18 protein-coding genes and 1 other annotated feature are annotated in these 19,802 nt (G+C 57.9%); of the genes, 14 read left to right on the top strand and 4 right to left on the bottom strand.

Annotated features, from left to right (window positions below; genetic code table 11):
* Genes dnaA through gyrB form a run of 4 tightly spaced genes read left to right on the top strand, consistent with a single transcriptional unit; the run spans position 1 to position 6,013 of the window.
* Entirely contained in the window at positions 1–1,395 is a 1,395-nt protein-coding gene (dnaA, locus tag KGP25_RS00005) for a chromosomal replication initiator protein DnaA (protein ID WP_039267117.1), read from the top strand.
* Between the two features lie 4 nt (positions 1,396–1,399).
* Entirely contained in the window at positions 1,400–2,500 is a 1,101-nt protein-coding gene (gene dnaN, locus KGP25_RS00010) for a DNA polymerase III subunit beta (protein ID WP_008500170.1), read from the top strand.
* Positions 2,500–3,573, top strand: a complete 1,074-nt coding sequence (gene recF, locus KGP25_RS00015) for a DNA replication/repair protein RecF (RefSeq protein WP_048030318.1) — start codon at positions 2,500–2,502, stop codon at positions 3,571–3,573. The genes dnaN and recF overlap by 1 nt, the downstream gene beginning before the upstream one ends.
* A gap of 28 nt (positions 3,574–3,601) precedes the next feature.
* The gene (gene gyrB, locus KGP25_RS00020; protein WP_048030320.1) at positions 3,602–6,013 is read left to right on the top strand and encodes a DNA topoisomerase (ATP-hydrolyzing) subunit B; all 2,412 of its coding nucleotides are present in this window, start codon (positions 3,602–3,604) and stop codon (positions 6,011–6,013) included.
* 34 nt (positions 6,014–6,047) lie between these two features.
* On the opposite strand, the gene KGP25_RS00025 is transcribed toward gyrB, so the two are convergent.
* Complete coding sequence (locus tag KGP25_RS00025; protein WP_223539733.1) at positions 6,048–6,983, bottom strand: LysR family transcriptional regulator; 936 nt, start codon at positions 6,981–6,983, stop codon at positions 6,048–6,050.
* 109 nt (positions 6,984–7,092) lie between these two features.
* Between KGP25_RS00025 and KGP25_RS00030 the strand changes: the two genes are divergently transcribed.
* The 3 genes from KGP25_RS00030 to KGP25_RS00040 all read left to right on the top strand — a co-directional run bounded on the left by KGP25_RS00030 (position 7,093) and on the right by KGP25_RS00040 (position 10,325).
* A complete protein-coding gene (locus KGP25_RS00030) occupies positions 7,093–8,118 on the top strand; it encodes an NAD(P)-dependent alcohol dehydrogenase (protein ID WP_167214814.1) in 1,026 nt (341 codons plus the stop codon).
* Positions 8,119–8,232: 114 nt separating this feature from the next.
* Positions 8,233–9,045, top strand: a complete 813-nt coding sequence (gene yidA / locus KGP25_RS00035; protein ID WP_008500165.1) for a sugar-phosphatase — start codon at positions 8,233–8,235, stop codon at positions 9,043–9,045.
* A 50-nt stretch (positions 9,046–9,095) separates the two neighbouring features.
* Positions 9,096–10,325 (top strand): DUF3748 domain-containing protein, encoded by a 1,230-nt coding sequence (locus KGP25_RS00040; protein ID WP_223539734.1) that lies wholly within the window; start codon positions 9,096–9,098, stop codon positions 10,323–10,325.
* On the opposite strand, the gene KGP25_RS00045 is transcribed toward KGP25_RS00040, so the two are convergent.
* Entirely contained in the window at positions 10,322–10,654 is a 333-nt protein-coding gene (locus KGP25_RS00045) for a YceK/YidQ family lipoprotein (RefSeq protein ID WP_032662055.1), read from the bottom strand. The two genes, KGP25_RS00040 and KGP25_RS00045, sit on opposite strands and share 4 nt — an antisense overlap.
* Positions 10,655–10,902: 248 nt before the next feature.
* Positions 10,903–10,974: a sequence feature (ROSE (Repression Of Heat Shock gene Expression) occurs in the 5'-region of heat shock genes and acts as an RNA thermometer to modulate expression.), on the top strand.
* On the opposite strand from KGP25_RS00045, the gene ibpA reads away from it, so the two are divergent.
* From ibpA to KGP25_RS00060, 3 genes are all read left to right on the top strand, one after another.
* Entirely contained in the window at positions 10,968–11,378 is a 411-nt protein-coding gene (gene ibpA / locus KGP25_RS00050; RefSeq protein ID WP_008500162.1) for a small heat shock chaperone IbpA, read from the top strand. (Overlaps the previous feature by 7 nt.)
* 136 nt (positions 11,379–11,514) lie before the next feature.
* A complete protein-coding gene (ibpB, locus tag KGP25_RS00055; RefSeq protein ID WP_223539735.1) occupies positions 11,515–11,943 on the top strand; it encodes a small heat shock chaperone IbpB in 429 nt (142 codons plus the stop codon).
* Positions 11,944–12,115: 172 nt separating this feature from the next.
* Positions 12,116–13,777: a putative transporter gene (locus KGP25_RS00060; protein WP_111967621.1), complete on the top strand. Its 1,662-nt coding sequence runs from the start codon at positions 12,116–12,118 to the stop codon at positions 13,775–13,777.
* Here KGP25_RS00060 and KGP25_RS00065 read toward each other — a convergent pair.
* Positions 13,745–14,491, bottom strand: coding sequence for a GntR family transcriptional regulator (locus KGP25_RS00065; protein ID WP_023618235.1), 747 nt, complete (start codon positions 14,489–14,491; stop codon positions 13,745–13,747). The two genes, KGP25_RS00060 and KGP25_RS00065, sit on opposite strands and share 33 nt — an antisense overlap.
* A 221-nt stretch (positions 14,492–14,712) precedes the next feature.
* Between KGP25_RS00065 and KGP25_RS00070 the strand changes: the two genes are divergently transcribed.
* From KGP25_RS00070 to KGP25_RS00085, 4 genes are all read left to right on the top strand, one after another.
* Positions 14,713–16,335: an alpha-glucoside-specific PTS transporter subunit IIBC gene (locus KGP25_RS00070; protein ID WP_024907386.1), complete on the top strand. Its 1,623-nt coding sequence runs from the start codon at positions 14,713–14,715 to the stop codon at positions 16,333–16,335.
* A complete protein-coding gene (locus KGP25_RS00075; protein ID WP_045909367.1) occupies positions 16,332–17,654 on the top strand; it encodes a 6-phospho-alpha-glucosidase in 1,323 nt (440 codons plus the stop codon). Before KGP25_RS00070 ends, KGP25_RS00075 begins: the two co-directional genes overlap by 4 nt.
* A 92-nt stretch (positions 17,655–17,746) precedes the next feature.
* Positions 17,747–18,094 carry a YidH family protein gene (locus KGP25_RS00080; protein WP_023618305.1) on the top strand — a complete coding sequence of 116 codons (348 nt, stop codon included), beginning with the start codon at positions 17,747–17,749 and terminating at the stop codon, positions 18,092–18,094.
* Positions 18,084–18,431, top strand: coding sequence for a DUF202 domain-containing protein (locus KGP25_RS00085; protein ID WP_048030328.1), 348 nt, complete (start codon positions 18,084–18,086; stop codon positions 18,429–18,431). The genes KGP25_RS00080 and KGP25_RS00085 overlap by 11 nt, the downstream gene beginning before the upstream one ends.
* A gap of 83 nt (positions 18,432–18,514) precedes the next feature.
* Here the strand turns inward: KGP25_RS00085 and dsdA are convergent, their stop codons facing one another.
* Complete coding sequence (gene dsdA, locus KGP25_RS00090; RefSeq protein ID WP_223539736.1) at positions 18,515–19,801, bottom strand: D-serine ammonia-lyase; 1,287 nt, start codon at positions 19,799–19,801, stop codon at positions 18,515–18,517.
* Position 19,802 lies beyond the last annotated feature (1 nt).

The raw sequence follows: 19,802 nt of genomic DNA on the forward strand, positions 1-19,802 counted from the left end.
GTGTCACTTTCGCTTTGGCAGCAGTGTCTTGCCCGATTGCAGGATGAGTTACCAGCCACAGAATTCAGTATGTGGATCCGCCCGTTGCAGGCGGAACTGAGCGATAACACGCTGGCTTTGTATGCGCCAAACCGTTTTGTGCTCGATTGGGTAAGGGACAAATACCTTAATAACATCAATGGACTGCTGAACGATTTCTGCGGGTCAGATGCCCCACAGCTGCGCTTTGAAGTGGGTACAAAGCCGGTCACCCAAACCGTTCGTGAAACCGTGAACGTCGCAGCGCCTGCTCAGGCCGCTCCTGTTCCGGCCCCTCGCGTCGCACCCGCTCGTCAGGGCTGGGATAATGTTCCCGCACCGGCTGAGCCAACCTACCGCTCTAACGTAAACGTGAAACACACGTTCGATAACTTCGTTGAAGGTAAGTCGAACCAGCTGGCGCGCGCGGCGGCTCGCCAGGTTGCTGATAACCCTGGTGGGGCCTACAACCCGCTGTTTCTGTATGGCGGCACGGGTCTGGGTAAAACGCACCTTCTTCATGCGGTAGGCAACGGCATTATGGCGCGCAAGCCCAATGCCAAAGTGGTGTATATGCACTCCGAGCGCTTCGTTCAGGACATGGTAAAAGCCCTGCAAAACAATGCGATCGAAGAGTTTAAACGCTACTATCGTTCCGTTGACGCGCTGCTGATCGATGACATTCAGTTCTTTGCCAACAAAGAACGATCGCAGGAAGAATTTTTCCACACCTTCAACGCCCTGCTGGAAGGTAATCAGCAGATCATTTTGACCTCGGATCGTTATCCAAAAGAGATCAACGGCGTTGAAGATCGTCTGAAATCCCGCTTCGGCTGGGGCCTGACCGTGGCGATCGAGCCACCGGAGCTGGAAACCCGCGTCGCGATCCTGATGAAGAAAGCCGATGAAAACGACATTCGCCTGCCGGGTGAAGTGGCGTTCTTCATTGCCAAGCGTCTGCGCTCCAACGTGCGCGAGCTGGAGGGGGCACTGAACCGCGTTATCGCCAATGCCAACTTCACCGGTCGTGCGATCACCATCGATTTTGTGCGTGAAGCGCTGCGCGATTTGCTGGCATTGCAGGAAAAACTGGTCACTATCGACAATATTCAAAAGACGGTGGCTGAGTACTACAAGATCAAAGTGGCAGATTTACTGTCTAAACGTCGTTCCCGCTCGGTGGCGCGTCCGCGTCAGATGGCGATGGCGCTGGCAAAGGAGTTAACCAACCACAGTCTGCCGGAAATCGGGGATGCGTTTGGTGGCCGTGACCATACGACCGTGCTGCACGCTTGTCGCAAGATTGAGCAGTTACGCGAAGAAAGCCACGACATAAAAGAAGATTTTTCCAATCTAATCAGAACATTATCATCGTGACGCTATGAAATTTACCGTTGAACGTGAACATTTATTAAAACCGCTGCAACAGGTGAGTGGCCCATTAGGCGGCCGCCCAACGCTGCCTATTCTCGGAAACCTGCTGCTTCAGGTCGCGGACGGTACGCTGTCGCTGACCGGTACAGATCTGGAAATGGAAATGATCGCGCGCGTTACGCTGACGCAGCCGCACGACGCGGGCGCGACCACGGTTCCGGCACGTAAATTCTTTGATATCTGCCGCGGGCTGCCGGAAGGCGCTGAAATCGCCGTGCAGCTGGAAGGCGACCGTATGCTGGTACGCTCTGGCCGCAGCCGTTTCTCGCTCTCCACGCTGCCTGCTGCGGACTTCCCGAACCTGGACGACTGGCAGAGCGAAGTGGAATTTACCCTGCCGCAGGCGACGATGAAGCGTCTGATTGAAGCCACGCAGTTCTCCATGGCGCATCAGGACGTTCGTTACTACTTAAACGGCATGCTGTTCGAAACCGAAGGTGAAGAGCTGCGTACCGTGGCGACCGACGGCCACCGTCTGGCGGTCTGTTCCATGCCGATTGGCGACTCACTGCCAAACCATTCGGTGATCGTGCCGCGTAAAGGGGTGATTGAGCTGATGCGTATGCTCGACGGTGGCGACACGCCGCTGCGCGTGCAGATCGGCAGCAATAACATCCGCGCCCACGTGGGCGACTTTGTCTTCACATCGAAGCTGGTTGACGGCCGTTTCCCGGATTATCGCCGCGTATTGCCGAAGAACCCGGACAAAACGCTGGAAGCCGGTTGCGATAGCCTCAAGCAGGCGTTTGCACGTGCGGCCATTCTCTCTAACGAGAAATTCCGCGGCGTGCGTCTGTATGTGAGTGAAAACCAGATCAAAATCACCGCCAACAACCCGGAGCAGGAAGAGGCAGAAGAGATTCTGGACGTCACCTACGCCGGGGCTGAGATGGAAATCGGCTTCAACGTTAGCTACGTGCTGGATGTGCTGAATGCGCTGAAATGCGAGAACGTGCGCATCCTGCTGACCGACTCCGTTTCGAGCGTACAGATTGAAGATGCCGCATCACAGTCGGCTGCCTATGTTGTCATGCCAATGAGACTGTAATGTCGCTCACCCGTCTGTTGATCCGCGACTTTCGCAACATCGAGAGCGCGGATCTCGCTTTATCCCCTGGCTTTAACTTCCTGGTTGGCGCGAACGGCAGCGGCAAAACCAGCGTGCTGGAAGCCATCTATACGCTCGGCCACGGCCGGGCGTTTCGCAGTTTGCAGATTGGTCGCGTCATTCGCCACGAGCAGGAATCCTTTGTTCTGCACGGGCGTTTACAGGGCGAGGAGCGGGAGACCGCCATCGGCCTGACCAAAGACAAGCAGGGCGACAGCAAGGTGCGCATCGACGGTACCGACGGTCACAAGGTGGCCGAGCTGGCGCTGCTGATGCCGATGCAGCTGATCACGCCCGAGGGGTTTACTTTACTCAACGGCGGCCCCAAATACAGAAGAGCGTTCCTCGACTGGGGATGCTTTCACAACGAAGCCGGATTCTTTAACGCCTGGAGCAACCTGAAGCGTCTGCTCAAGCAGCGTAACGCCGCACTGCGTCAGGTGACGCGCTACGCCCAGCTGCGTCCGTGGGACATGGAGTTAATCCCTCTCGCGGAACAGATCAGCCGCTGGCGTGCCGAATACAGCGCAGGTATCGCCGAAGACATGGCCGACACCTGCAAACAGTTTTTACCCGAGTTCTCTCTCACCTTCTCCTTCCAGCGCGGCTGGGAGAAAGAGACGGACTATGCCGAGGTGTTAGAGAGAAGCTTCGAGCGCGACCGCATGTTGACCTACACCGCGCACGGCCCGCACAAGGCGGATTTCCGCATTCGTGCTGACGGTGCGCCGGTGGAAGACACGCTGTCGCGCGGGCAGCTCAAGCTCCTGATGTGTGCGCTACGCCTGGCACAGGGGGAGTTTCTTACCCGCGAGAGCGGGCGACGCTGCCTGTACCTGATAGATGATTTTGCCTCGGAACTTGACGACGCGCGGCGCGGGCTGCTTGCCAGCCGCTTAAAAGCCACGCAGTCGCAGGTTTTCGTCAGCGCGATAAGCGCTGAACACGTTATAGACATGTCGGACGAAAATTCGAAGATGTTTACCGTGGAAAAGGGTAAAATAACGGATTAACCCAAGTTGAAATGAGCGAGAAACGTTGATGTCGAATTCTTATGACTCCTCCAGTATCAAAGTCCTGAAAGGGCTGGATGCGGTGCGTAAGCGCCCGGGTATGTATATCGGCGACACGGATGACGGCACCGGTCTGCACCACATGGTATTCGAGGTGGTAGATAACGCTATCGACGAAGCGCTCGCGGGTCACTGTAAAGACATCGTGGTCACCATCCATGCGGATAACTCCGTCTCCGTCACCGATGACGGTCGTGGCATCCCAACCGGTATTCACCCGGAAGAGGGCGTCTCTGCGGCGGAAGTGATCATGACCGTCCTGCACGCAGGCGGTAAGTTCGACGATAACTCCTATAAAGTTTCCGGCGGCCTGCACGGCGTGGGTGTTTCGGTAGTAAACGCCCTGTCGCAGAAGCTGGAGCTGGTTATCCAGCGCGAAGGCAAAATCCACCGTCAGCTCTATACGCACGGCGTGCCGCAGGCACCGCTGGCCGTTACGGGCGACACCGACAAAACCGGTACCATGGTGCGTTTCTGGCCGAGCCTCGAAACCTTCACCAACGTCACCGAGTTCGAGTACGACATCCTGGCGAAACGCCTGCGTGAACTGTCGTTCCTGAACTCCGGCGTCTCGATTCGCTTGCGCGACAAGCGTGACAACAAAGAAGACCACTTCCACTACGAAGGCGGTATCAAGGCGTTCGTTGAGTATCTGAACAAGAACAAAACGCCTATTCACCCGAATATCTTCTACTTCTCCACCGAAAAAGACGGTATCGGCGTGGAAGTGGCGCTGCAGTGGAACGACGGTTTCCAGGAAAACATCTACTGCTTCACCAACAACATTCCACAGCGTGACGGTGGTACTCACCTTGCAGGCTTCCGTGCGGCGATGACCCGTACCCTGAACGCCTACATGGACAAAGAAGGCTACAGCAAGAAAGCGAAAGTCAGCGCCACCGGTGACGATGCCCGTGAAGGCCTGATTGCCGTTGTCTCCGTGAAGGTGCCGGATCCGAAGTTCTCCTCACAGACCAAAGACAAGCTGGTCTCTTCTGAGGTGAAATCGGCGGTTGAGCAGCAGATGAACGAACTGCTGAGCGAATACCTGCTGGAAAACCCGTCCGACGCGAAAATCGTGGTGGGCAAAATTATCGATGCGGCGCGTGCCCGTGAAGCGGCGCGTAAAGCCCGTGAAATGACCCGTCGTAAAGGCGCGCTGGACTTAGCCGGCCTGCCGGGCAAGCTGGCTGACTGCCAGGAACGCGACCCGGCGCTGTCCGAACTGTACCTTGTGGAAGGGGACTCCGCGGGCGGTTCTGCGAAGCAGGGCCGTAACCGTAAGAACCAGGCGATTCTGCCGCTGAAGGGTAAAATTCTCAACGTTGAGAAGGCGCGCTTCGACAAGATGCTCTCTTCTCAGGAAGTGGCGACGCTCATCACCGCGCTGGGCTGCGGCATCGGCCGTGACGAGTACAACCCGGACAAACTGCGCTACCACAGCATCATCATCATGACCGATGCGGATGTCGACGGCTCGCACATTCGTACGCTGCTGTTGACCTTCTTCTATCGTCAGATGCCTGAAATCGTTGAACGTGGCCACGTCTATATTGCCCAGCCGCCGCTGTACAAAGTGAAGAAAGGCAAGCAGGAACAGTACATCAAAGATGACGAAGCGATGGATCAGTACCAAATCGCGATCGCACTTGATGGCGCGACCCTGCACGCGAACTCGCACGCTCCTGCACTGGCCGGTGAGCCGCTGGAGCGGCTGGTGTCCGAGTTCAACGCCACGCAGAAAATGATTACGCGTATGGAACGCCGTTATCCGAAAACGCTGCTGAAGGAGCTGGTTTATCAGCCAACCCTGACCGAAGCCGATCTGAGCGACGAGCAGACCGTCACCCGCTGGGTGAACGCCCTGGTGACCGATCTGAACGAGAAAGAGCAGCACGGCAGCCAGTGGAAATGCGATGTTCAGCAGAACGCCGATCATCAGTTCGAGCCGATCGTTCGCGTGCGTACCCACGGCGTCGACACCGACTACCCGCTGGAGCACGAATTTGTGACCGGTCCGGAATACCGTCGCATCTGCACACTCGGCGAGAAGCTGCGCGGCCTGATCGAAGACGATGCGTTCATCGAACGTGGCGAACGTCGTCAGCCGGTAGCCAGCTTCGAGCAGGCGCTGGACTGGCTGGTGAAAGAGTCCCGTCGCGGCCTCGCGATCCAGCGCTATAAAGGTCTGGGCGAAATGAACCCGGAGCAGCTGTGGGAAACCACCATGGATCCGGAAAGCCGTCGCATGCTGCGCGTTACCGTTAAAGACGCGATTGCTGCAGACCAGCTGTTCACCACCCTGATGGGCGATGCGGTTGAACCACGTCGTGCCTTCATCGAAGAGAACGCCCTGAAAGCGGCAAATATCGATATTTAATCGATGTGATACCGCACGATAACTGGCCGCGCTTTTAGCGCGGCTTTTTTATGGGCGTAGGCATATCCAGCGACATCACGGACGGTAAACGGCTCGCCAGCGTGTCTATGGCCATTCTTACCCTCAGCGGCAGGTGCGGCGTCTGCTGCCAGACCGCATGGACGTCAAAATGGACATCCGGCGCCTGCTTCAGGAGCGGGACGAGTTTTCCCTGATGGATTTCTTTAACGGCCATCCAGCAGGGGAGCCAGGCAATGCCGTGCCCGGTCAGCGCCGCGTCGCAGATGGCCTGCAAATCATCCATATTGAGTGATGAACGGGGAGTAAAACTGTGCGAGGTCCCCTCATTATCCATCAGTTGCCAGGAGAGGACTCTGCCTGCGCGCAGATAGTTAATGGCCGTATGATGGGGTAAGTCAGCCACGCTTTGCGGCTGGCCTTTCTTCTGCAGATAATCCGGCGCGGCACATAGCACCATGCGGTGTTCCCCCAGCTTTCTGGCGACCAGCACGCTGCTGTCCTGCAGCGTGCCGTTACGCACCGCCATATCAAACCCTTCCTCCACCAGATCCACCACGCGGTCGCTGAACGACATTTCAAGCTCAAGCCCAGGGTGTTCCTGCGCCAGTTCAATCAGCAGCGGCGCGACGCACTGGCGACCAAAGAGCACCGGCATGGCAACACGCAGGCGGCCACTGACCTGCTGTTTCCCTGTTTCAAGCAGCGACTCTGCGCCCCGAATCTCCTCCAGCGCGCGCAGGCAGCGCTCGTAGAACAGGGCGCCGTTATCGGTCAGCCGCTGGCTGCGTGTGGTGCGTTGAAAGAGCCGTACTCCGAGGCGTTCCTCAAGGCGAGCAATGCTTTTTCCCACCGCCGAGCGCGACAGGTGCAGGCGAACTGCGGCCTGTGCAAAGCTTCCTGCCTCCACGGCAGCGACAAAAACAGGAATATCTTTCAGCGTATCGGTCATGGATTGTATCCATTCAGGCATCAATAAAGAGAAAACTTATCGCCACTGGTGACGAAGAGTCAACGCTAGACTGTCGGTACTGAAGCTTATTTGATCGCAGGAGAGAGAAATGACACAGACAATGCAACGCTGGACGATGAACGCCCTCGGGCGCGAGAGCCTCACACTCACTCAGGAGCCCATTCCACAGCCAGGCCCGGGTGAAGTACGCGTGCGGGTGAATGCCGTTGCGCTCAACTATCGCGATAAAATGGTGATTGAAGGCACGATGCCGATTCCGCTCTCCTTCCCGTTTACCCCGGCGTCTGACATGGCGGGCGTCGTAGACAGCGTTGGTGAAGGCGTCACGCGTTTCCAGCCCGGCGCTCGCGTTATCTCAACCTTCTTCCCGGAGTGGATCGACGGTAAACCGCAGGCGGACGCGCGCAATTTGCCCTATAGAACGTCCGGCGGATACTTCCAGGGAATGCTGGCCGAGTATGTGATTGTGAAGGAAGACGCGCTGGCGGCATCGCCGGAAACCCTGGATGACGCAGAGGCCAGCACCTTACCCTGTGCAGGGCTTACCGCCTGGTTCGCGCTGGTGGAACGCGGCCAGCTGCGCGCCGGGCAATCGGTGCTGGTACAGGGGACGGGCGGCGTGGCGATTTTCGCCCTGCAAATTGCCAAAGCGCACGGCGCAGAGGTATTTGTCACCTCGGGGAGCGATGAAAAGCTGGCGTTGGCCAAAAAACTGGGGGCCAGCCAGGGCATCAACCGCCTGAAAGGCGACTGGGCTGAAAATACGCTGGCACTGACGCAGGATCGCGGTATCGACCATATTATTGAAACCGTGGGCGGGGAGAACCTGAAGCACTCCCTGCGCGCCGTTGCCGTTCATGGACGTATCTCGGTCATTGGCGTGCTGGCCGGCACTGACATTTCGCTCTCTGCTGGCGAACTGTTGCTGAAATCTCCCGTCATTCAGGGGATCGGTGTAGGACACCGCAGGGCGCTGGAAGATTTCGTCCGCGCTGTTGATGTCACCGGACTGAAACCCGTGATTGAGCATCGCTACCGTTTTAATGAGCTTGAACAGGCACTTGAGCATCTGGATCGCGGTGCATTTGGTAAAATCGTTCTCACCCGCGAGTAGGTCTTTATTCCCCGGGAGAAGCGTAAAAGGGGGCTTTTGTTGCGCAATATAGCTCTATTTTTGTGTGCTTAATCGCGTTAGCATGAGGCAGCACTCATTTATCCCGGGGAACTCATGGCTATCAAACTTATTGCAATCGATATGGACGGCACGCTGTTGCTGCCAGACCACACTATCTCTCCAGCCGTTAAGAACGCGATCGCCGCGGCACGCGCCAAGGGTGTGAATGTGGTCCTCACTACGGGGCGTCCGTATGCGGGCGTGCACAGCTACCTGAAAGAGCTGCATATGAATCAGCCTGGCGACTACTGCATCACCTATAACGGCGCGCTGGTACAGAAAGCCGCGGATGGCAGTACGGTTGCGCAAACCGCGCTGAGCTACGATGACTACCGGTTCCTGGAAAAACTGTCCCGTGAAGTGGGCTCCCACTTCCACGCCCTCGATCGCAATACGCTTTATACCGCCAACCGTGATATCAGCTACTACACGGTACATGAATCCTACGTGGCGACCATTCCGCTGGTGTTCTGTGAAGCCGAGAAAATGGATCCGGCAACCCAGTTCCTGAAAGTGATGATGATCGACGAGCCGGAGATCCTGGATAAAGCGATTGCGCGCATTCCGGCCGAGGTGAAAGAGAAATACACCGTGCTGAAAAGTGCGCCGTACTTCCTTGAAATCCTCGATAAACGCGTCAATAAAGGCACCGGCGTGAAATCGCTGGCCGACGCGCTGGGCATCAAGCCGGACGAAATCATGGCGCTGGGCGACCAGGAAAACGACATCGCGATGATTGAATTTGCGGGCATGGGCGTGGCGATGGATAACGCCATTCCGTCGGTGAAAGAAGTGGCTAATTTTGTCACCAAATCTAACCTCGAAGACGGCGTGGCTTACGCCATTGAGAAGTTTGTGCTGAACTAAACACCCGCTTGCTATACCCTGATGCGATAACTGCGCATCAGGGTATCCTCATGAAACAAATCACCTTCGCTTCCCGCAACCACCAGCTGACCAACATCAACACCTGGACGCCGGACAGCCAGTGGCTGGTCTATGACGTACGCCCGTCAGGTGCATCGTTCACCGGAGAAACCATCGAGCGGGTCAATGTCGGCACGGGCGAGGTAGACGTGGTTTATCGCGCCACTGACGGCGCGCACGTTGGCGTGGTGACCGTTCATCCCGCGGAGGAGAAATACGTCTTCATCCACGGTCCGAAAAACCCGGATGCAGACTGGCACTACGATTTTCATCATCGTCAGGGGGTGATTGCGCATCACGGTCAGGTGAGCAACCTGGACGCGATGGATATCACTTCGCCGTACACCCCTGGCGCGCTGCGCGGCGGCAGCCACGTCCATGTCTTCAGCCCGAACGGCCAGCTCGTCAGCTTTACCTATAACGACCACGTGCTGCACGTGCGCGATGCGAAGCTTGATTTACGCAACGTCGGCGTGGCGGCGCCTTATGGCCCGGTGAATCCGCCGGGAAACCATCCTCGTGAATACCCGGGGACTTACTGGAGCGTGCTGGTCAGCCGCACGACGCCCAACCCGCAGCCGGGCAGCGACGAGATTAACCGCGCCTATGAAGAGGGCTGGGTGGGCAACACCAGGCTGGCGTTTATCGGCGATACCCTCTCTGCGCAGGGCGAAAAAGTCCCGGAACTGTTTATCGTCGACCTGCCGGAAGACGAGCAGGGCTGGAAGCGTGCGGGCGATGCGCCGCTGCAGGGCACGGCAGAGACCCTGCCAGCTCCGCCTGCTGGGGTGAAGCAGCGTCGTTTGACCTTTACGCATCAGAGGGCTTATCCGGGTCTGGCGAACGTGCCGCGTCACTGGGTTCGCAGCAACCCGCAGGGAACGCAGATCGCGTTTCTGATGCGCGACGATAACGGCATTGTGCAGCTGTGGCTGATCTCGCCTGAGGGCGGCGAGCCGCGCCAGCTGACGCAGACCGCGAGCGGTATTCAGTCTGCGTTTAACTGGCATCCGGCGGGTGACCGACTGGGGTTTGTGCTCGAAAACCGGATCGCCTGCTGTGACGCGCAGACTGGAGAGGTGACGTTTTTGACGTCCGATCACGGCAATCCGCCGTCTGCTGATGCCGTCGTGTTTTCCCCGGACGGGCGCTTTATCGCGTGGATGGAAGAGACAGGGGGTTTCCGTCAACTTTGGTTAACGGAAACCGCGCAGAACTAGCGTGGAGGCATGTCAGCGGGCGGGATAACGGCGTTTGTCGCCAGATTCTCCTGCTCGCTTTTTTCTACCCGTGAGCGCACGGAGTTGTCCTTACGAAACATATCCCACGGCAGCAAAAGCGTATCCGCCACAGCCGTAAACGGCATATCCAGGATAACCAGGGATTTGGTGCCCCAGTTTGTATCGTCATCGGAGATCATCGCCGCACTGGCACGCGTCCCCGGATATGTTCCTTCTTTACCGCCGGTGTGAGACATCACGCTCGAACACCCGCAAAGTAAAACAACCCCGCTGAACGTCGTCAGCTTTATCAGAACATTTTTCATCATCACTCAGTCATCGTTAATGGCACTGCATAGACCTGCAACTCAGGGTTATAACGAGCCTTAACCAAAATGGATAGCCCGATAACCCCGCACTGTGGCAGCCATCGCAATTTAACCCTTTGTGCTGTTGTCCCAGTCTAAGCGAGATGCAGGAAAGTGCAAAAAAAAGTGCAGTCGTCGCGCTTGAAAAGCGCGGTTGCAGACCCATTTTAAGAATACGACCCGATAACGAACTCGCCTGATGGGTGTTCGGGGGCGCAAAGGCCTGTCCATGGTGGAAGGCTTAATTTTCTCGCTGATTTCAGGAGTTTTATTTATGCGTAACTTCGATCTTTCTCCGCTATACCGTTCTGCAATTGGTTTTGACCGCCTGTTTAACCATTTAGAAAATAACCAAAGCCAGAGCAACGGCTACCCTCCATACAATGTTGAGCTGGTTGATGAAAACCACTACCGCATCGCCATTGCCGTCGCTGGTTTTGCAGAAAACGAACTGGAGATCACCGCACAGGACAACCTGCTGGTGGTGAAAGGTTCCCATACGGCCGAGCAGAAAGAACGTACCTACCTTTACCAGGGCATCGCTGAGCGCAACTTTGAACGCAAGTTCCAGTTAGCCGAGAACATTCACGTGAAAGGCGCGAACCTGGTCAACGGCCTGCTGTTTATCGAACTGGAACGTGTGATTCCGGAAGAGAAAAAACCGCGTCGTATCGAAATTAACTAATTATGCGGGTCGCGCGAGCGGCCCACCCAGACTTGCTTGCCGTAACGGGAGCATATGCGAATCCATCCGGATTTGCAGGAACAACTGCGCACAAAATTAAACTGTGCCGAACTCGCTTCTCAGAAGGAGATTTAGTATGCGTAACTATGATTTATCCCCCTTACTTCGTCAGTGGATTGGTTTTGACAAACTGGCTAATGCCCTGCAAAACACCGCTGAGCAACAGACGTTTCCGCCGTACAACATCGAAAAAAGCGACGATAACCACTATCGCATCACCCTGGCGCTGGCCGGCTTCCGTCAGGAGGATCTGGATATCCAGCTCGAAGGCACGCGTCTGACCGTGAAAGGTACGCCGGAGAAACAAGAGACCGAGACCAAATGGCTGCATCAGGGGCTGGTTAATCAGCCGTTTAGCCTGAGCTTTACCCTGGCAGACCATATGGACGTCTCCGGCGCAATGTTTACCAACGGGCTGCTGCATATTGACCTGACCCGTAACGTGCCGGAAGCCATCGCGCCACAGCGTATCGCCATTAGCGACCGGCCGGCGTTAAACAGTTAACAAGCCCGCCGAACCTGTAGGTCGGGTAAGGCGCAGCCGCCACCCGACATCGCTCACAGACCGCACAAGGCCCTGCCCCGGCAGGGCTTTTTTGTGCGCCATCGCCCATACAACCGCCCACGGCTCTGAGAGAATCCTTAGCATAACTAAGGTTATGCCAAGGAAGTGGATCATGAGTGATATCGCGTTAACCGTCAGCGTGTTGGCCCTGGTCGCTGTTGTTGGCCTGTGGATAGGGAATATCAAAATCCGCGGCGTCGGGTTTGGGATAGGCGGGGTGCTGTTTGGCGGCATTTTTGTCGGCCACTTTGCCGACCAGCTCGGGCTGGTGCTGAGCGCCGAAATGCTCCACTTTACTCAGGAGTTCGGCCTGATCCTGTTCGTTTATACCATCGGGATTCAGGTGGGGCCGGGTTTTTTCGCCTCTCTTCGTGTTTCCGGCTTACGGCTCAACCTGTTTGCCCTCGGCATTGTGGTGATGGGCGGGCTGGTCACCGCCATTCTGCATAAAATCTTTGCTATCCCGCTGCCCGTAGTGCTGGGCATTTTCTCCGGGGCGGTCACCAACACGCCCGCGCTCGGTGCCGGGCAGCAAATCCTGCGCGATTTGGGCATCGAACCCGGCATCGTCGACCAGATGGGGATGAGCTACGCCATGGCCTATCCGTTTGGCATTTGCGGCATTCTGCTCTCCATGTGGTTGGTCCGCGTCCTGTTTCGCATTAACGTCGATAAAGAGGCAAAGGACCACGAAACCACGCTTACCAACGGCCATATGCCGATCAAAACCATCAACATTCGGGTTGATAACCCCAACCTGAACAATATGGCGATTCAGGACGTGCCTATCCTGAACAGCGCCAATATTATCTGCTCCCGCCTTAAGCGCGACGATATGCTGATGGTGCCCGCGCCCGGCACCATCATTCAGCAAGGCGATCTGTTGCACCTGGTTGGCCAGCCCGGCGATTTGAACAACGCCCGTCTGGTGATTGGTCAGGAAGTGGATACCTCGCTCTCCACGCGCGGCACCGATATGCGGGTGGAGCGCGTTGTGGTGACTAACGAGCACGTCCTTGGCAAAAAAATACGCGATCTGCAGGTAAAAGAGCGCTATGACGTGGTGATCTCCCGCCTCAACCGTGCGGGTGTCGAGCTGGTCGCTAGCCCCGAGGCCAGCCTGCAGTTCGGGGATATCCTCAACCTGGTCGGTCGCCCCTCGTCCATCGACGCCGTGGCGGATATGGTGGGTAACGCCCAGCAGAAGCTGCAGCAGGTGCAGATGTTGCCGGTGTTCATCGGTATTGGACTTGGCGTACTCCTTGGCTCCATCCCGCTGTACGTGCCGGGTTTCCCGGTGGCGCTCAAGCTGGGCCTGGCGGGCGGGCCGTTGATTATGGCGCTGATCCTCGGGCGTATCGGCTGCATCGGTAAGCTCTACTGGTTTATGCCGCCGAGCGCCAACCTGGCGCTGCGCGAGCTGGGCATCGTGCTGTTCCTGGCGGTGGTCGGGCTGAAGTCCGGCGGGGATTTCGTCGATACGCTGATCAAAGGCGAAGGGATGAGCTGGGTCGGCTACGGCATCTTTATCACGGCGATTCCGTTGCTGACGGTGGGCATACTGGCGCGGATGTTCGCCAAAATGAACTACCTGACGCTGTGCGGCATGCTGGCGGGCTCCATGACCGATCCGCCCGCGCTGGCCTTTGCCAACAACCTGCACACCACCAGCGGCGCGGCAGCGCTCTCCTATGCCACCGTCTACCCGCTGGTGATGTTCCTGCGCATCATCACCCCGCAGCTACTGGCGGTGCTGTTCTGGGGGATGGGCTAGCAGGTCGTCCGGGTGGATGCGCCGCAGATGGTAGTCCACCTGGTAATCACTGGTATTGCGGAACATCACGGAATAATTGAGGAACTCGCCGCTATCGCTGTAGGAAAGGGAGGTGATACGCAGCAGCGGCGTCTGTTCCGGCAGGTTCATATAACCCGCCAGCTGCTTATCGGCCAGCACCGGCGTCAGGCTCTCGTAGTTGCCGCTGATGGTGATCCCGCACTCCTTCTCTATGTAATCAAACTTTGACCCTTCAAGATGCGCCAGCGACAGATTGCGAAACAGCTTCACCGGCATAAAACTGTCCTCCAGCATCAGCGGCTTTCCGTCCACGTAGCGCACCCGTCGGGAAAAGTAGATCCGCTCATCCACCTGAATTCGCAGCTGGCTGGCGATGGCGGGCGGGGCGGGCATCACTTCGAACTGCAGCACCTTGCTCTGCACTTCTTTTCCCTGCTGACGCAACACCTCCACCAGCCCGGTCAGGTTGGTGGTTTCGTGGTGAACGTCTTTGCGTGACACAAACGTGCCGCTGCCGTGCCGCCGTTCAACCAGCCCCCAGCTCACCAGCAGATCCAGCGCCTTGCGGATGGTCATTCGCGCCACGCCGAACTCCTGCGCCAGCGCTTTCTCGCCCGGCAGCGGACTGCCGATGTTGTAGTCCGACGAATTCAGCCGCAGCCGCAATCTGTCAGCAATGGATTTGTAGATCACCAGTAGACCTCTCTGCCCTTATCAGGGCGTGGATGGCGTCCTGACATGTCCATATTTACCGCAAAAAGTAGACCTGATTGGTCAAAATAAAACCATGAATGCGATCACGAATCGCAGCGGCACGCCATGTTCGCGCATCAGTAAGTTCTTATGCTCACCTCAGGCCAGCAAAAAACCATAAAGGCCTCTACCCCTACAGGTTGTTTCATGAGGATTTAAAAATGCTCAGTCAAATACAACGTTTTGGCGGTGCCATGTTTACCCCGGTGTTGCTGTTTCCGTTCGCCGGGATCGTGGTGGGAATCGCCATCATGCTTCGCAACCCGCTGTTTGTCGGCGAAGCCTTAACGGCCCCCGATCATCTTTTCGCGCAGATTGTTCACATCATTGAAGAGGGCGGCTGGGCGGTGTTCCGCAATATGCCGCTGATTTTTGCCGTCGGCCTGCCGATTGGCCTGGCGAAGCAGGCCCAGGGCCGTGCCTGTCTGGCGGTGCTGATTAGCTTCCTGACCTGGAACTACTTCATCAACGCGATGGGGATGACCTGGGGCCACTTCTTTGGCGTCGACTTCTCCGCCGAACCGACGGCCGGTAGCGGGCTGGCGATGATTGCCGGCATCAAAACGCTCGATACCAGCATCATCGGTGCAATCGTGATTTCAGGCATCGTCACCGCCATCCATAACCGCTATTTTGACAAGCCGCTGCCGGTGTTTCTGGGGATTTTCCAGGGCAGCTCGTTTGTCGTTATCCTCGCGTTCTTCGTCATGATCCCCTGCGCCTGGCTGACGCTGCTGGGCTGGCCGAAAGTGCAGATGGGCATTGAGTCCCTGCAGGCGTTCCTGCGCTCTGCCGGGGCGCTGGGCGTGTGGGTCTATACCTTCCTGGAACGCATTCTGATCCCAACCGGATTGCACCACTTCGTCTACGGTCCGTTCATCTTCGGCCCGGCGGCGGTGGAAGGTGGGATTCAGGTCTACTGGGCGCAGCATCTGCAGGAATTCAGCCAGAGCACCCTGCCGCTGAAAACCCTCTTCCCGGAAGGCGGCTTCGCCCTGCACGGTAACTCAAAAGTGTTCGGCTCGGTCGGGATTGCGCTGGCGATCTGGTACACCGCGTCGCCGGAAAACCGCGTCAAGGTCGCGGGGCTGCTGGTCCCGGCCACGCTTACCGCGGTGCTGGTGGGCATTACCGAACCGCTCGAATTCACCTTCCTGTTTATCTCGCCGCTGCTGTTTGCCGTTCACGCCGTGCTGGCGGCGACCATGGCGACGGTGATGTACACCTTCGGCGTGGTCGGGAACATGGGCGGAGGCCTGCTGGACCAGTTCCTGCCGCAAAACTGGATCCCGATGTTCCATAACCACGCCGCGACGGTCTTCACCCAGATCGGCATTGGCGTCTGCTTCACCGGAATTTACTTCGTGGTCTTCAAAACGCTGATTGCACGTCTGAACCTGAAAACCCCGGGCCGGGAGGAGAGCGAAATCAAGCTCTACAGCAAGGCCGACTATAAGGCGGCGCGCGGGCAAACCACTGCCCCGGCCGCGGCCAGCCAGCAGGTCGGGCAGGCCGCCGGATTCCTGCAGGCGCTCGGCGGCGCGGCGAACATCGAAAGCATCAACAACTGCGCCACCCGCCTGCGCATCGCCCTGGTCGATATGGCGAAAACGCAAAGCGATGACGTCTTCAAAGCCCTCGGCGCCCACGGCGTGGTGCGACGCGGCAACGGCATTCAGGTGATTGTCGGCCTGCACGTTCCTCAGGTGCGCGACCAGCTGGAATCGCTGATGAAAACCCCCTTAACGAATGAACAAACCACCCTGACAGAGGCTATATCATGAAAAAATTCTCAGTTGTCATTGCAGGCGGCGGCAGCACCTTTACGCCTGGTATCGTCCTGATGCTGTTAGCCAACCGTGACCGTTTCCCGCTGCGCGCGCTGAAGTTCTATGACAACGACGGCGCGCGTCAGGAGACCATCGCCGAAGCGTGCAAAATCATCCTTAAGGAGCAGGCGCCGGAGATTGAATTCAGCTACACCACCGATCCGAAAGCGGCCTTTAGCGATGTCGATTTCGTGATGGCGCATATCCGCGTGGGCAAATACCCGATGCGCGAAAAAGATGAAAAAATCCCGCTGCGCCACGGCGTGCTGGGCCAGGAAACCTGCGGCCCGGGCGGGATTGCCTACGGCATGCGCTCTATCGGCGGCGTGCTGGAGCTGGTGGATTACATGGAGCAGTACTCCCCAAACGCGTGGATGCTGAACTACTCCAACCCGGCGGCGATTGTCGCGGAAGCCACGCGCCGCCTGCGTCCGAACGCCAAAATCCTCAACATCTGCGATATGCCGATCGGCATCGAAGGGCGCATGGCACAGATTGTCGGCCTGAAAGACCGCAAAGAGATGCGCGTGCGCTACTACGGCCTGAACCATTTCGGCTGGTGGACGTCAATTGAAGACCTGAACGGCAACGATCTGATGCCGAAGCTGCGCGAATACGTGGCGAAAAACGGTTATGTCCCGCCTTCTGACAACGCTCACACCGAGGCGAGCTGGAACGATACGTTCGCTAAAGCAAAAGACGTGCAGGCGCTGGATCCGGACACCATGCCGAACACCTACCTGAAGTATTATCTGTTCCCGGACTACGTGGTCGCGCATTCCAACCCGGAACGCACTCGCGCAAATGAGGTCATGGATCACCGTGAGAAGCACGTGTTCAGTTCCTGCCGGGCGATTATCGAGGCAGGAAAATCCTCCGCCGGTGAGCTGGAAATCGACGAACATGCGTCGTACATCGTCGATCTGGCGACCGCCATTGCCTTTAACACCCAGGAGCGGATGCTGCTGATTGTGCCAAACAACGGGGCCATCCATAACTTTGATGCCGACGCGATGGTGGAGATCCCGTGCCTGGTAGGCCATAACGGACCGGAGCCGCTCACGGTGGGCGATATTCCGCACTTCCAGAAAGGGCTGATGAGCCAGCAGGTGGCGGTGGAAAAACTGGTGGTGGATGCCTGGGAGCAGCGCTCGTACCAGAAACTCTGGCAGGCGATTACCCTGTCGAAAACCGTGCCGAGCGCGTCGGTCGCGAAAGCGATTCTGGATGACTTGATCGAGGCCAATAAGGGGTTCTGGCCGGAGCTGCACTGATCGTCCCGACCGGCATCGCCCGATGCCGGTCTCCTTGTCCTTGTCGATTTACGCTATGCTGAAGCCTGCCCGTTGCACGACAAGGAACCTTCATGAAAATTTCCCGCCTCGGCGAAGCGCCGGACTACCGCTTCTCGCTGGCTAATGAACGCACGTTTTTAGCGTGGATCCGCACCGCGCTGGGATTCCTTGCCGCCGGGGTGGGGCTCGACCAGCTCGCGCCTGATTTCGCCACCCCGCTGATTCGCGAGGTGCTGGCGCTGCTGCTGTGCCTGTTCGCGGGCGTGCTGGCAATTTACGGCTACCTGCGCTGGCTGCGCAATGAGAAGGCGATGCGTTTGAAGCAGGATCTGCCCTATACGCGTGGGTTATTCATCATCAGCGCGATTTTGCTGGCGGTGGCGGGCGTGGTGATGGTGCTGGTGTTCTATGGCGGATAGCCGCAAAGCGCGACGCGAAGCGGACCCCGGCCTGCAGCCGGAGCGGACGTCACTCGCCTGGCTGCGCACGCTGCTGGGGTATGGTGCGCTGATTGCCCTGGCGATTAAGCACAACTGGCACCGCACCGGGGTGCCGTTCTGGATCTCGCTTGTTGTGCTGGCGCTGGTGGCGATCGTTTTATGGCGCTATACCCGCAGTCGTAACCTGATGGACGTGGCAAAAGAGGATGTTGTGCAGCCGAAGGCGGTGCGGGATAAGTTCCTGATCGCCCTGGCCGTGCTGTCTCTGTCTTTACTCTTCGCAGTGACTCACATTCAGCAAATTGTGAGCTTATAAAGCCCGGTGGCGGCTACGCCTTACCGGGCCTACAACTGCCGCGAACCGTAGGCCGGGTAAGGCGCAGCCGCCACCCGGCATAATTACTTCCCTTTCGCCAGATACTTCGCCATCTCGTCTTCCGGCACCATGCCGCCGCCGGTCGCCCACACCAGGTGGGTAACGCTGGCATCTGAAGGCACGCGCAGCGGTCCGGCCATGCCCGCCAGCGCGGACGGTTCCAGCCGAATGCCTTCCTCCTGCGCCAGCCAGCCGAGCATGTCGTACATGCTCTGATCGGAAAGCGTATAGAACCCGTCAAGCAGGCGCTCCATGGCGCGGCCCACGAAGCCAGACGCGCGTCCTACCGCCAGTCCGTCCGCTGCCGTTACGTTATCAATGCCCAGGTCCTGTACGGCAATCTCGTCGTGCAGGCCGGTGTAGACGCCCAGCAGCATGCACGGGGAGTGCGTGGGCTCCGCGAAGAAGCAGTGGACGTTGTCACCAAAGGCCAGCTTCAGGCCAAACGCCACGCCGCCAGGGCCGCCGCCGACGCCGCACGGCAGATAGACGTACAGCGGATGATCGGCATCCACCACGCGGCCCTGTGCGGCAAACTGCGCCTTTAGCCGCTCGCCTGCCACCGCGTAGCCCAGGAACAGGGTGCGGGAGTTTTCATCGTCAATGAAGAAACAGTTCGGATCGCTTTCTGCCGCTTTGCGTCCCTGCTCCACCGCCACGCCGTAATCCTGCTCATATTCCACGACGATGACGCCGTGGCTGCGCAGTTTGGCTTTCTTCCACTCGCGGGCGTCGGCGGACATATGCACCGTCACCTTAAAGCCGATGCGGGCGCTCATGATACCGATGGACATCCCCAGGTTGCCGGTTGAGCCTACCGCAATGCTGTACTGGCTGAAGAAGTCCTTAAAGCGCGGCTCCAGCAGGACGCTGTAGTCATCCTCAACGCTCAGCAACCCGGCGTCCAGAACCAGTTTTTCCGCGTGGGTCAGCACCTCATAGATACCGCCGCGCGCTTTAATCGAGCCGGAAATCGGCAGATGGCTGTCTTTTTTCAGCAGCAGCGTGCCGGGAATAGACTTAGCAGATTCTTTCTCCAGCCGCGCCTGCATTGCCGGGATCGCGACCAGTTCGGATTCAATAATCCCACCCGTTGCCGCCGTCTCCGGGAAGGCTTTCGCCAGATACGGCGCGAAGCGGTTGAGTCGCGCATGGGCGTCGTCCACGTCGGCTTTGGTCAGCCCGACATAGGGCAGCCCTTCCGCCAGCGTGGTGGTGCGCGGGTTAAGCCAGGTGGTTTCTTTAAGGGCAATCAGATCCTCAACCAGAGGAAACTGTGCGGTTAAAGTGGTGATAGTTGCGTTTTCCATA

It is taken from the genome of Enterobacter sp. JBIWA003 (assembly GCF_019968825.1).
In the GTDB taxonomy this organism is placed as follows: Bacteria; Pseudomonadota; Gammaproteobacteria; order Enterobacterales; family Enterobacteriaceae; genus Enterobacter; species Enterobacter quasiroggenkampii.